This window comes from Litchfieldia salsa, assembly GCF_900104555.1.
Lineage (GTDB): Bacteria > Bacillota > Bacilli > Bacillales > Bacillaceae_L > Litchfieldia > Litchfieldia salsa.
Map to the genome: position 1 here is coordinate 456,772 of NZ_FNJU01000002.1, position 13,699 is coordinate 470,470.

Here is a 13,699-nt window from a genome sequence, read left to right on the forward strand (position 1 = left end):
CTAATTTAATAGTAAGGTACGACATATTTTTTAACGGTTGTCATATTATAAAGACGAACATAAAATTTGAGACCCTATACGAGGTGAAAAAAATGAAGATCATGAAACTGTCCATTCATGTTTCCTTCTTGTTATCGGTCATGTTTTTTCTATTATCGTTCATTTCTATTATAAATTTAGCATTAACTGAAAACAAAATCACAAATATACCTCTAACAAGTTACTATATAGCAAAGATTGAAAATGGCGAACAGGATATCGAAGTGTTTAAAGACTATATGGAACTTAAAGGTTGGAGCATCGTGAATCAAAATGGTGATTCATATCTATTTGAAAAAAACGGTAACCAAAGAGAAGTCTTTAATACTCAAGTAAAAACTTTAATAATTGATGGGAATATAAATATTCAATATTTAAAGAATCTCTAAAAGAGCTGGGCTATCTCCTCCATAATTACTTATGAAATAACTGCACGAAAATACTCGTCGGAATCATTAGAGATACTAGCAGTGCAAGGCTCATATAACCAAAGATCGGATATAAGACAGAAATAAGTGAACCATATCCGAGAAGACTAATCACATAAGCGATTGATAAAATACCAATGATAATGACTATATTTGGAACTCTTAAGATAGGTTTTAATTGACGTTGCAACCCAAATATATCTCCAATTACTGAAGTGAATATCTCTCCATAGATAACAAAAACATATAACCAATGCAAAGAAAATAACGTCGTTCTCATGACATCTGCCATTGGAATTTCTAGATGCATAACATTAGGTATAGATGATAGTGCTACATGGCTTGAGACTAAAATTAAACATAAGGCAGCTCCCCCGAGTATTCCACCCCATGTAATACTCGATACGTTTTTCACCTCTTTTGCTAAAGGCACTAAAACTGCTTGTGCCATAGCAAGATTAAATGCTGTATATGTAAAAGGTGAAACTAGCCAATTGTAATGACTGATTGGCTCAAACCCTTGCTTAAATAAGCTAAAATCTCCACTAATAACGACTTTTAATGCTAGTATTGTGCTAAAGATGATAAGTAATGGTACAACAACCATATTGACACTGAACAAACCTTTAACACCAAAAATTAATACAGCAATCGCAAGAATAATGGTTACAAAAATTCCAGTTTGATAGGGTAGTCCTAATTGCTCTTTAAAGACAGCTCCAGCACCAGATAACATTACTGAAGTAACCCCTATCAAAACAATTAGCATAAGAACGTTAATAATACCTCCAATTTTTCTTCCAAATAAATACTCGTTAAATTCCTTATAAGATTCTGCTCGGATTTCCTTTGATATTATCATCATTTTTGAGCCTAGCCACATAAATAACGTACCACTTATAAAAATGCCAATTAATCCATATATGCCATACTGAGTAAAAAACTCAACGATTTCTCTACCTGTTGCAAAGCCCGCTCCTACAACAGTGCCAACATAAACAGCTGCTACTTGAAATGTTTCCTTCCAATGATTAATGGTATATACACCTCGCAAGAACTCGTCTTTTAATAAATTTTATACATGTATATGTAGAGTTTTACTAATTAAGACGAGCTTTTGCCCTGATTTTCTGAAACATCATTAATCTCTACATTAGAATGATTATTTTCCAATAATTAACTCAATCAAAAAACTTGAAAGTCAAAAAAGGTCAAACTATACTATAAACAAAGGTAATCAAAAAATCTATTTCTTTCCTACATCCCGTTATAGACGGTCAATTATATATCATTCATTGGTCAAAGATAATCAAAATCACCAATTAGGAGGAGTATTAAATGAAATGTCAATTATGTAAACTGAATGAAGCAACAATCCAGCTCAACATTCAAATGAATGAAGAGATGAAACAAACGCTACTTTGCCATACTTGTTATTCAAGAGAAAAAAGTAACTTCCAAATCCCAAACATGTCTAACAGCTCCGCATTTTCTAATTTCGATCAATTTCTTAAGGGATTTTCACCGAATAAAAAGGATGAGAACAATGTTCCAAAATCAGATTCAGAAAAAGGTGGCAACGGATTTCTAGATCAATTTGGTCGAAACTTAACTCAAATAGCACGTGCAGGCTTAATCGATCCTGTGATTGGACGTGATGAAGAAGTTGCAAGAGTGATCGAGATATTAAATCGCCGAAACAAAAACAACCCTGTATTAATAGGTGAACCAGGAGTTGGTAAAACTGCAATTATTGAGGGTTTAGCACTAAAAATTTCGTCAGGAGAAGCCCCAAATAAACTATTAAACAAGGAAGTTTACCTATTAGATGTCGCATCGTTAGTAGCTAACACCGGAGTTCGAGGACAATTCGAAGAGCGTATGCGAAAACTAATTAGTGAACTTAAACAACGGAAAAATGTTATTTTATTCATTGATGAAATACATTTAATTGTAGGAGCAGGATCTGCTGAAGGGTCAATGGACGCTGGAAACATATTAAAACCTGCTCTTGCCAGAGGAGAATTACAGCTTGTTGGCGCGACGACTTTAAAGGAATACCGCCAGATTGAAAAGGATGCAGCACTTGAACGTCGTTTTCAACCAGTAATGGTCCAAGAGCCTTCAATATCTGAAGCACTACAAATTCTCCAAGGAATTAAGTCTAAATATGAGGACTATCATGAGGTGCACTATACTAAAGAAGCATTAGAGGCATGTGTTACTTTGTCTCATCGCTATATTCAAGATCGTTTTCTACCAGATAAGGCGATTGATCTACTTGATGAAGCCGGATCAAGGAAGAACCTAACCTTAAATAAAACAGACGTAAATGAAATTCAAGAGAGATTAAACTCCATATCTTTAGAAAAAGAAAAAGCAGCATCTGAGGAAAACTATGAATTGGCAGCAAAGCTTCGTCATGAAGAAATTCTATTAGAAAAAAAGGTAGAAAAATCGGAAGTAGATGATCAAAGACTCCCTGTCACTCTAGAAGATATCCAGTATATTATTGAAAAGAAAACTGGAATCCCTGTTGGAAAGCTCCATGTTAATGAACAAGAAAAAATGAAGAAATTAGAAGAGGTCTTAGCAAGTAAAGTAATCGGACAAGAAGAAGCGGTAGCAAAAGTTTCCAAAGCAATTCGACGAAGTCGTGCTGGACTAAAATCAAAAAATCGTCCAATTGGAAGTTTCTTATTTGTTGGCCCGACTGGTGTCGGAAAAACTGAGTTATCAAAATCATTAGCACAAGAACTTTTTGGAACGAAGGATAGTATGATTAGACTAGACATGAGTGAATACATGGAAAAGCATACCGTCTCAAAAATTATCGGATCTCCTCCTGGATATATCGGACATGAGGAATCAGGACAACTAACTGAAATGGTACGAAGAAATCCTTACAGTATTATATTATTAGACGAGGTAGAAAAAGCTCATCCAGATGTCCAACATATGTTCCTACAAATCCTTGATGATGGTCGATTAACTGATAGTCAAGGAAGAACGATTAGCTTTAAAGATACTGTGCTTATTATGACAAGTAACGCAGGAGTAGGTCATAAGAAAGTAACAGTAGGATTCGAGCATCATGGAACAGATGCAATACAGGAAAGCAATATTCTAGAGTCACTAGGGTCCTTCTTTAAACCAGAGTTCTTAAACCGTTTCGATAGTATCATTGAATTCAAGCATCTTGAAGAAACACATCTCCTTAAGATTGTTGACTTGTTATTAGAAGAACTAAGTACAACATTACTCGAACAAAGAGTTACATTAACTGTAGAGGCAGACGTAAAACAAAAATTGGTACAATTAGGATATCACCCTGCATTTGGTGCTCGTCCATTAAGAAGAGTAATTCAAGAGCAACTTGAAGATCAAATAGCCGATATTATTCTAGATCAAGAGGATGCAACGACTATTATAATTAAATTAAATGAAAATAAGATTATTGCTGAAAAAAAATAGTAAAAAATAAGGCTTACCCTATTTGCATGAATTGCATTGGGTAAGCCTTGTTAGATTGACTTTGCTTTTTTTACTGGAAAACTCAAAGTAATTCTAGAGGAAAAACTATGAAACATCATTCCAATAATAATGATTATAATACCAACGAATGACATTATACTTGGTATAGCTTCTTGAAGAATAATCATTTCTCCTATTATAACGAAAAGAATTTGTGTAGATTGAGTAGCTTCAACAGCTGCCAACTTTTGAGAATCATCCTTAACCAAATTGGTGGCGAAGAAGAATAGAACAGTTGCGATAACTCCAGAGCTAATCGAAACAATAAATGATTGAAAAACCTGTGATTGACTTGGAAGCCCTTCAGTCATATAACCTATAAAAGCTAATAACCCCCAAAAAGGCAAGGAAGCTAATGTCATACCTAACACACGGCTAAACGTATCAATCTTCCCCTTGCAATGCTCCATCATCTTTCTATTTCCTAAGGGATATGCAAATGCAGCAATAAATACTGGTAAAATACCAACTAAAAACAATTGAAGTGTAATACCTTGACTAGCCTGTTGTAACTGAATAATAATGATTCCAATAAAAATAATACTAGAAAAAAGTAGACCTTTCATAGGAATCCTTCTCCGAACCTTAGTAACTCCACTTTCCCCCTGCACACTTTCAGTAAATAAAGGAAAAATCAGGATTCCTGCAATAATTGTAAATTGCCAAGTCCCGGCAACCAACCAGCCTGGTCCAGAAGCTGCAGCAAGTGTGATCGGTGCATAAAATAGACCAAAACCCACTACGCTCCATATTATCCATATTTTTGGATTAACACGTATATCCTTTAAAAGAACTCCTAAGTTCCCTCTTATCATGACGATAATGATCAAGAATGGGATCATAAAAAAGTAACGAAGAGAAGAACTCCATAACCAGCTTCCACCAGCTAATTCCATAGAACGGTTTAGAATAAATGTAACTGCAAAAAAGACCGATGAAATAATTCCAATTAGTATCGCCTTCACAAGAACCCCCCCTTTTAAACATGTCAATTATCAATGGACAAACGGTATTTTTTACTATTTCTTACATATAAATTAACTGAGGTGATCCTATGTCCATTTATTCCAAGTTATTGATGACTTTGTCTTTTATTATTCTGTTTTTTAACGCGATCCCTACCGGATTTATTATTTTCTATGAAAGACTTGGGCTCTTGTTTGGAAGCCTTTTGTTTACTTTTACTAACTTATTAGGAGCACTTATCGTAACAGTCATTGAACCAAAGGATTCTGAAACAAAATTTTACATAGTCTTGTGTTTTACTAGTAATCTTTTAATTGCTTGTTCTCCACTATTTATTCAACTATCTGCAAAATATATTTTTCCAACGATCTTAAATAAGCTACTCTTCATTCTGAATTAAGTCCTCTGTGGTTCCTTGAAATAAGTGTAGTTAAAAAACAGTCTTACTAATTAACTTTGCTCTGTTAAGATTAAAGGGCCATCCTTTGTGATGGCAATTGTATGCTCATACTGTGCAGAGAGAGAGCCATCCACAGTTCTTGCAGTCCACCCATTGTCATCCATCTTAGACGGCCAATCACCAATATTGATCATAGGCTCAATCGTAAATACCATCCCTTCTTTTAATCTTAATCCTTTGTTTGGAAGTCCATAGTGGGGAACCTCAGGTGGTTCATGAAGTGTAGGGCCTATTCCATGCCCAATAAATTCCCGTACAACCGAGTATCCTTCTCCTTCAGCAAATGTTTGTATTGCATGCCCAATATCACCTATTCGATTTCCTATCACAGAAACATCAATTGCTTTGTATAAAGCTTCTTTCGTTACATCTAATAATTTCTTTGCATCATCATCAATATCACCAACTCCATATGACCAAGCTGAGTCTGCAAGGGCTCCATTATAGTTGACAACCATATCGATTGTAACAATATCACCCGATTTTAAAGCATTATTACGCGGAAACCCATGACATATTTCATCATTTAAAGAAGCACACGTGGCAAATTCGTATCCTTTATATCCCTTTTGCTCGGGAGTTGCCCCATTTTTTTTTAGAAAATTTTCTACAAAATCATTTATATACAATGTTGTCATACCAGGTTCGATCATTTTAGCAATTTCCTTGTGACATGCTGCTAAAATCTTTCCAGCTTCATGCATTAACTGAATTTCTCTTTCAGTTTTTAAGTGAATCATAAAAGCACCCGCCTTTTCTCTCATTTAAACCAAAAGCTAACCCATTAAGGTGATCGATAATAAACTCAGGTCGAAATAGTTTGTTTAAAAACAACTAATATCCGCTTCATTTAGTATCTTACTTCAACAGGTCAGCTTAATCTTCTATCTATAACTCTTTGTCTTCAACACTGTTAAGCCATATTTCGATTTCTCCCACTACCGATTGTACTGTTCCATCTTCAAAAGGTGATAGCAAATTCGCCACTTTAACAAGTTCAGTAAAAGGCTTACTTCCACCTTCTTTACATAAAGTTAAGTAATCATTCCAAGCTTTTGAATGATCTTCTCTTGACTTCTTCCAGAATTGGAATGCGCATATTTGAGCAAGTGTGTAATCTATATAATAGAAGGCTGTTGTGTAAATATGGGATTGACGTTGCCAAAATCCCCCGTTTTCAAGGTACGTATTCCCATCATATTCTCGATCAGGTAAATACTTTCCTTCGATTTGTCTCCAGGCTAAATTTCGCTCTTTAGGTGTTGCTTCAGGATTCTCATAAACAAAATGCTGAAATTCATCTACAGCTACTCCATATGGTAGGAATAAAAGTGCTTCACTTAAATGTGCAAACTTATATTTCTCAGTATCTTCCTTAAAGAATAACTCCATCCATGGCCAAGTAAAAAACTCCATACTCATTGAGTGAATTTCACAAGCTTCATAAGTAGGCCAGTTATATTCAGGCACCTCAAAATGTCTGCTCGAATACACTTGGAATGCGTGACCTGCTTCATGGGTTAAAACATCGATATCTCCTGAGGTTCCATTAAAGTTTGAGAAGATGTATGGTGATTTATAATCCTGTATATATGTACAGTATCCACCACTCGCTTTTCCTTTTTTTGCAACCAAATCCATTAAATTATTTTCAATCATATAATTGAAAAACTCAGCTGTTTCTGAGGATAAGTCTTCATACATCTTCTTACCATTATCAATGATCCATTCAGGTGAACCTTTTGGTACCGCATTTCCTGAACTGAACTTAAATCCTTCGTCAAAATACTTAAGACTATCCAAACCAATACGTTCTGCTTGCCTTTTTCTTAATTGAACCGATAGTGGTACAATGAAATCCTTCACTTGATTTCGGAAATTAGCAACCATCTTTGCATCATAATCAGTCCGTCCTAGTCTTGCATAACCTAATTCCACATAGTTCTTGTATCCCAATTTTTGAGCAATCGTTGTTCTTACCTTAACCAATTTATCATAAAGTTCATCAAACTTTTCCTGGTAGTTGCTAAAGAATTCAAACCTAACTTCATTAGCTTTTTTTCGCATGGTACGGTCCGTAGATTCTGCAAATGGTTGGAGTTGAGCTAATGTTCGTTCTTCACCCTCGAATTCAATCTTCGCTGAAGCAACCAGTTTTGTATATTCTGATGCTAGTTTATTTTCCAGTTGAAGGTCCTCAACAATTTCAGGCGAAAAAGTTTTGAGTTGTGTCTGAGCAAGATCGAAAAGTTGTTTACCCCATTGTTTTTCGAGCTCGTTCTTAAATGGAGAATTGACAAGTGCTTCATAATACTTAGTCACTAACCCTTGGACAAGAGGCTGTATTTCATCAAGATAATCTTGTTCTTCTTTATAGAACTCATCATTGGTATCAATCGTGTGTCGTATGTAACAAATATTAAAAGCGGTATCAATGGTGTTACGAATTTTATTAATCTCTTTCATCGCTATGTTTTGATCATCTAGAGTTTTTGCATCAGAAAATTGATTTAATGCGGTCATAAATTCCGCTTCAAAAGCACCCATATTTGGCCTGATGTATTGAAAATCATTAAAATTCATAGGTATTCTCCTCTTTTCTTTAATCGCCTACTATTAACTATATTCTACAAATCGCTGCCTAATCCTCTATACAGTTAAAGCATTACTTACAACATCTAATTATAATCTTTCACAATTTAAAAATCACCCTTAAAACATTGACGGATATTGTCGATATAATAGATATATATAAATAATAAAAAAAATGAGATCAAGATTCTTTTTAAAGGATCTTATAAATTATGAAAAAGGTTTGGTGATATCATGGATAAAACATCTCTTATAGGAATGATACTGGGAGTGTTAGCTGTTGGTGTAGGAATGGCATTTAAAGGTGTAAGTCCGGTGACACTTATAAATCCGGCGGCCATTCTAATTATTTTACTTGGAACTGTGGGTGCTGTAACGATTGCTTTTCCAACGAGTGAAATCAAAAGAGTACCTCAACTTTTCGGAGTGATTTTTAAAGAAAGAAAGAGCACTTCAATTGGAGAGCTTATTCCTCTATTTACAGAATGGGCAACTGTGGCTAGAAAAGAAGGACTTCTTGCACTTGAAGCAAAGGTTTCAGAAATCGATGATGAATTCTTAAGAAATGGATTAAGTATGGCTGTTGATGGTCAAAGCGCTGAATTTATTCGTGATGTGATGACTGAAGAAATTGAAGCAATGGAAGAACGACATCAAGCTGGTGCATTAATATTTACTCAAGCTGGAACATACGCACCTACCCTTGGAGTTCTTGGAGCGGTTATTGGATTAATTGCAGCCCTTGGAAACATGGCAGATACTGATGCATTAGGTTATGCAATTGCAGGTGCATTTATTGCTACGATATTAGGAATTTTCACAGGCTATGTGATGTGGCATCCATTCGCTAACAAGCTAAAAAGAAAATCGAAACTTGAAGCAAAAGTTAAATACATCATGATAGAGGGTGTATTATCTGTATTAGAAGGACAAGCACCTAGAGCAATTGAACAAAAGCTTTCTACTTACTTATCAATTAAAGATCGCCAAAAAGTATTAATGACTGAAGGTGAGAGCGTCAATGGCTAAGAAGAAAAAGCATCAACACCATGAAGAACACGTTGATGAATCATGGCTTATCCCATATGCTGATTTACTTACATTACTTCTAGCATTATTTATCGTTTTATTCGCTTCAAGTACAGTGGATGTTCAAAAGTATCAAGCAATTGCAAGTTCCTTTAATAATGCATTCGAAGGAGGAACTGGTGTTATGGATTACGACACTCCAGTTCCTCCTGTAAAAGACCCTCCACCAACAACACAAGAGGAGTCTGAAGAGGATGAAGAAGAGAAAGCAGAAGAAGCACGTAAACAGGCAGAGCAAGAGGAGTTAAAATCTGTTCAAGATAAAATAAATGAATATATCACAACAAATAAATTAAATACTGGTGTTCAAACTAGACTTACAGATGAAGGCTTGTTAGTAACTCTCCATAACGATACCTTTTTTAATTCAGGAAGTGCAGAGGTCAGGGGGGAAAAAGCTGAACTTGCAAGAGAAATTTCTCAATTTCTAGTTATGAATCCTGCTAGAAATATAGTTGTAAGTGGTCATACTGATAATGTACCTATACGAAATAGCCAGTTTGATAACAATTGGCATTTAAGTGTGATTAGGTCAGTCAATTTTATGAAAGTACTTTTAGAGAATAAAAATCTTGATCCGCAAAAGTTCAGTTCAAAGGGCTTTGGAGAGTTCAAACCAGTAGGTTCAAATGATACCCCAGAAGGAAGAATGAAGAACCGCCGTGTTGAAATTTTAATTTTACCAAATAACTAAGAAAAGCGGAAGCGCCTTGTTCAGCCCCGAAAAGTACTGGAGGACCCTGACTAGGAAGCTCGCTTCCGCAGGAAGGGTCTGAAGTAATCGAGGGGCTAGGCGCTGGAGCTAGACACTAAGAAAAGCGGAAGCGCCTCGTTCAGCCTCAGACAGGCATAAGGCGAATCACGCAGGAAATCTTGATTTCTGAAGTGATTTGACTTATGACCCCGAGGGGCTAGGCGCTGGAGCTAGACACCAAGAAAAGCGGAAGCGCCTTGATCAGCCTCAGGCAGGCATAAGGCGAATCACGCAGGAAATCTTGATTTCTGAAGTGATTTGACTTATGACCCCTAGGCGCTGGAGCTAAAAAAAAGCATCCCACACTAGTGTCTATTACAAGTGAGGATGCTTCTTTTAATTACTTACTCTTTATTTAAATAGCTAATATTTCTTCGATTCGATGGATTGTTTCAAAGCTTAAGGTGATTTCTGATGCTCTTACGTTTGTTTCGATTTGCTCTGGATTGGATGCGCCTACTAGTGTACTAGAGACATTATGTTGTCTTAAGATCCAGGATAATGCAAGTTCTGAAAGAGTAATATCTAGACTGTCGGCAACAGCTTCTAATCGATCTAACTTTGTAAGAACTATATCATTTATAATCTTTTTGACCCAAGAATTTACTTGTGTATTAGCACCTCTACTCCCCTGTGGTATACTGCCCCCTTTGTATTTACCAGTTAAAACACCTTGAGCTAATGGGGAGAACACTACCTGACCAATTCCATGCTTTTCACAAACCGGAATAATTTCATCCTCAATATCTCGGTGGAACATATTATATTGAGGTTGGTTAACAATAATACGATCTAATAAATACTTATCTGCAATTGATACTGCTTCTAGAATTTGGGCTGCAGACCATTCACTAACCCCTACATACAATATTTTGCCTTGTCTGATTAAATCATCAATCGCTCTTAACGTTTCCTCTACAGGAGTTTCTTGGTCATATCTATGACAATAAAATACATCTACATAATCTAGGTTCATTCGTTTAAGGCTATTATGCACTTGTTCTATTACATGTTTGCGAGACAACCCTTTATCATTCGGACCATCACCCATAGCACCAAAGGCTTTCGTTGTAATCACATAGGATTCACGTGGAAATTCCTTTAATGCACTTGATAAAATTTTTTCACCTTCACCTTTTTCATAGACGTTGGCAGAGTCAAAAAAGTTAACACCTAATTCATAGGCTCTATGTATCGTCTTTTTTGCCATTTCTTCATTGACTGTTTTCCCGAAGGTTAGCCAACTTCCTAAGCTAATTTCACTTACCTTTAATCCTGAACGACCAAGCCGACGATATTTCATAATATATGCCCCCTAAATGTTTCATTAGCACTTCACTTAGAATTTATCAGAAATTTCAAATATCGTAAAGGCTATATCCTGGGAAATAATCTGTCGAATGTTGCAGGACAGGTTTCTTAAATCAACCTAAGTAGGAAGGTTGTTCATATTGATCATGTTGGGTTGGTTTTAATTTTAGTGATTTATATATGAGGATATACTTTTTCTTTTTATCTAAACCCTTAGAGGAAGATTTTGTTTGTGGTTTAATCCTCCTTAGATATTGTGCAATTTTAATCTAGCTCCATATAAAAACAGAAGGCTCTGTTTTATATATTTCTGGAAGGATGGTTGTTCATGTTGTTCTTCTTGTTTTCTGACGTTAATAACTAGACGATGGTATTGATTGATAAGCTCGTCCAATTCTTGACTGATTTTAATTGTATCTTCGTTAGTAAACCCAGCAATCTTTGCGATCGCAATCATTTCCTGTCTCTTTTCACTAATATTCATTCTTAAATCTCCTATACAACTTTCCGTTATCACTTCCATCTTATCTGCCCCTTTTATATTCGAACATAATACTCACTTTGAGATTATTACAAATAATACTAAATATGTAAATAGATTCGCAATATTAGACATTTTTTTTATAAAGTTTTTTGTCATTTCAGTGAATTCACCACAATCTTTCGACTCTCCTCCTGTTTCATTACGGAATATAATAAATTTCGACCTAAATTTCCATTTATAAATTCAAAAAAGCGCCGAATTTGGCACTTTTTCATAAAAAATTATCTTATTTGATCAACATGTGTCACACGAAATTCCTTCTCTTCAAGCTTTTGAACAACCTTCTTAAGTTTCTCTTCACTTAATTCACTTGGTAAGTTCAGTATAATTCTTCGTAAATATTTTTCCCCATTATCTAAAGTAAGCAATCCATCAATATTAATATCCTTTATCAATGAGACCAAGTCTTTAATCGCACCTTTATGTTCAATCGTAGCAATTGTTAAAGTATAGCCTCCTGTTTTCATTCCAAAGGAGTCTTCAAGTACATCCATTACATTCGCATGAGTAATGATTCCTATAAAATCTTGGGAATTATTTAGAACAGCAATAAAAGGAAGCCTACGAATCGTTAGAAAAGTTTTGTAAAAGGAATCTTCCTCAAAAATAAAGGCATCTTCATTCCTAATCAGACTCTCAATTGAATCGGATTCAGTACCCTTTTTTTCGTACAAATACTCTAACAAGTGAACCTTATAGATTAGTCCGACAAATTTTGTTCCTTTTTCAGCTAACACAGGAATTGAGCGATAACCTGTTTCCTTTAAATATTCATACGCCCGTCCTACTGTGTATGACTGATCACAGTATTTCACTTCATTTTTACTTACAAAATTGTACCTAATTTTCATGAGTCCACTCCTCTCTCTACATACTATTTTACCTTTTTATAACAATTAATAACAGACTCCTAAGGAAAGAATTTTCACATAAAAAGGAGCTGGCCAAAAACTGGACCAGACCTGAGAGGTGTTGACTATGAAGCAAAAAACTGTTTAGGAAATTTCTTTAAGAGTTCTGATTGATCAAATTGTTTCATTCATCCACACCTCAAGTAATTCTTGAAATTATAGTCACAAATCATATATTGTTAATAATAACTTGTAAAGTAATTTTTTGAAAAGAGGAACTAATCTATGAAATTAAAAGTGGCACTAATTCAGCTTGATATTGTATTTGGGCGTCCTTTAGAAAATATAAATTCTGTAACTAAAAAAATCAAATCAATTATGTCAAACGAAAACACACCTGATTTGATTGTGCTACCAGAACTCTGGACAACAAGTTATGATCTAACAAGGCTAGACGAAATTGCTGATAATGAGGGGAAAGAAACGACTGAAATGATGAGCCAATTAGCAAAAGAGCATCATGTCAATATTATTGCAGGCTCAATTGCTAAGAAGTCTAAGCAGGGTGTAACAAATACAATGCTTACCTTTAACAGAGAAGGTGGCGTAATTGGCGATTATAGTAAATTACATCTGTTTCAATTAATGGATGAACACCATTATTTAATCCCTGGAAAAGAAATGGGGTTATTTGAGATTGACGGTGTTTCTGCTGCAGGTATGATTTGTTATGATATACGATTCCCTGAATGGATTAGATCTCATACAGCAAAGGGAGCAGAAATTATATTTGTTGTTGCCCAGTGGCCACTTCCTCGATTAAATCATTGGAAAGCTCTACTTATTAGTAGAGCGATTGAAAATCAATGTTATGTTGTTGCTTGTAATCGATCAGGTAGTGACCCTAATAATGTTTTTGCAGGTCATTCTATCATCATTGATCCATGGGGTGAAATTATTTCAGAAGCAGATACTGAAGAAATAGTCCTGACTGGTACACTAGACCTTGATCAAGTCAAAAGTGTCCGTAAACAAATTCCTATTTTCCAAGATCGTCGACCTGATTTTTATAAGTAAATATAGTAAAAAACATTGACAACTGGATTATAATCTTGTTATCATTCAAATCAA

The 13,699-nt window shown here is 35.1% G+C and carries 13 protein-coding genes; 6 read left to right on the forward strand and 7 right to left on the reverse strand.

Going from position 1 to position 13,699, the window contains the following annotated elements; genetic code table 11:
- Positions 1-92: 92 nt before the first annotated feature.
- A complete protein-coding gene (locus tag BLQ56_RS06020; protein WP_090850933.1) occupies positions 93-428 on the forward strand; it encodes a hypothetical protein in 336 nt (111 codons plus the stop codon).
- Between the two features lie 25 nt (positions 429-453).
- Here BLQ56_RS06020 and BLQ56_RS06025 read toward each other — a convergent pair whose 3' ends face one another.
- Positions 454-1,521 carry a YkvI family membrane protein gene (locus tag BLQ56_RS06025; RefSeq protein ID WP_238457184.1) on the reverse strand — a complete coding sequence of 356 codons (1,068 nt, stop codon included), beginning with the start codon at positions 1,519-1,521 and terminating at the stop codon, positions 454-456.
- Positions 1,522-1,805: 284 nt separating this feature from the next.
- Here BLQ56_RS06025 and BLQ56_RS06030 point away from each other — a divergent pair, with 284 nt between their 5' ends.
- Positions 1,806-3,941 carry an ATP-dependent Clp protease ATP-binding subunit gene (locus BLQ56_RS06030; protein WP_090850937.1) on the forward strand — a complete coding sequence of 712 codons (2,136 nt, stop codon included), beginning with the start codon at positions 1,806-1,808 and terminating at the stop codon, positions 3,939-3,941.
- A 50-nt stretch (positions 3,942-3,991) separates the two neighbouring features.
- On the opposite strand, the gene BLQ56_RS06035 is transcribed toward BLQ56_RS06030, so the two are convergent.
- On the reverse strand, positions 3,992-4,966 hold the full coding sequence (locus BLQ56_RS06035) for a DMT family transporter (RefSeq protein WP_090850939.1): 975 nt from the start codon (positions 4,964-4,966) through the stop codon (positions 3,992-3,994).
- Between the two features lie 89 nt (positions 4,967-5,055).
- Between BLQ56_RS06035 and BLQ56_RS06040 the strand changes: the two genes are divergently transcribed.
- Positions 5,056-5,367 carry a hypothetical protein gene (locus tag BLQ56_RS06040; protein ID WP_090850941.1) on the forward strand — a complete coding sequence of 104 codons (312 nt, stop codon included), beginning with the start codon at positions 5,056-5,058 and terminating at the stop codon, positions 5,365-5,367.
- Positions 5,368-5,417: 50 nt separating this feature from the next.
- Here BLQ56_RS06040 and map read toward each other — a convergent pair whose 3' ends face one another.
- Together map and BLQ56_RS06050 are read right to left on the reverse strand one after the other, a co-directional pair.
- A complete protein-coding gene (gene map, locus BLQ56_RS06045) occupies positions 5,418-6,167 on the reverse strand; it encodes a type I methionyl aminopeptidase (protein WP_090850943.1) in 750 nt (249 codons plus the stop codon).
- A gap of 148 nt (positions 6,168-6,315) precedes the next feature.
- Positions 6,316-8,010: a M3 family oligoendopeptidase gene (locus BLQ56_RS06050; protein ID WP_090850945.1), complete on the reverse strand. Its 1,695-nt coding sequence runs from the start codon at positions 8,008-8,010 to the stop codon at positions 6,316-6,318.
- 243 nt (positions 8,011-8,253) lie between these two features.
- On the opposite strand from BLQ56_RS06050, the gene motA reads away from it, so the two are divergent.
- Positions 8,254-9,048, forward strand: coding sequence for a flagellar motor stator protein MotA (gene motA, locus BLQ56_RS06055; RefSeq protein ID WP_090850947.1), 795 nt, complete (start codon positions 8,254-8,256; stop codon positions 9,046-9,048).
- Complete coding sequence (motB, locus tag BLQ56_RS06060) at positions 9,041-9,802, forward strand: flagellar motor protein MotB (protein WP_090850949.1); 762 nt, start codon at positions 9,041-9,043, stop codon at positions 9,800-9,802. Before motA ends, motB begins: the two co-directional genes overlap by 8 nt.
- Positions 9,803-10,217: 415 nt before the next feature.
- Here the strand turns inward: motB and BLQ56_RS06065 are convergent, their stop codons facing one another.
- The 3 genes from BLQ56_RS06065 to cbpA form a co-directional block, all read right to left on the reverse strand.
- Positions 10,218-11,165 (reverse strand): aldo/keto reductase family protein, encoded by a 948-nt coding sequence (locus BLQ56_RS06065; protein WP_090850951.1) that lies wholly within the window; start codon positions 11,163-11,165, stop codon positions 10,218-10,220.
- A 255-nt stretch (positions 11,166-11,420) separates the two neighbouring features.
- Positions 11,421-11,657, reverse strand: coding sequence for an aspartyl-phosphate phosphatase Spo0E family protein (locus BLQ56_RS06070; protein WP_090851351.1), 237 nt, complete (start codon positions 11,655-11,657; stop codon positions 11,421-11,423).
- A 281-nt stretch (positions 11,658-11,938) separates the two neighbouring features.
- Positions 11,939-12,568 carry a cyclic di-AMP binding protein CbpA gene (gene cbpA / locus BLQ56_RS06075; RefSeq protein ID WP_090850954.1) on the reverse strand — a complete coding sequence of 210 codons (630 nt, stop codon included), beginning with the start codon at positions 12,566-12,568 and terminating at the stop codon, positions 11,939-11,941.
- 285 nt (positions 12,569-12,853) lie between these two features.
- Here cbpA and BLQ56_RS06080 point away from each other — a divergent pair, with 285 nt between their 5' ends.
- Complete coding sequence (locus BLQ56_RS06080; protein ID WP_090850956.1) at positions 12,854-13,645, forward strand: carbon-nitrogen family hydrolase; 792 nt, start codon at positions 12,854-12,856, stop codon at positions 13,643-13,645.
- The last annotated feature ends 54 nt before the right edge of the window (positions 13,646-13,699 follow it).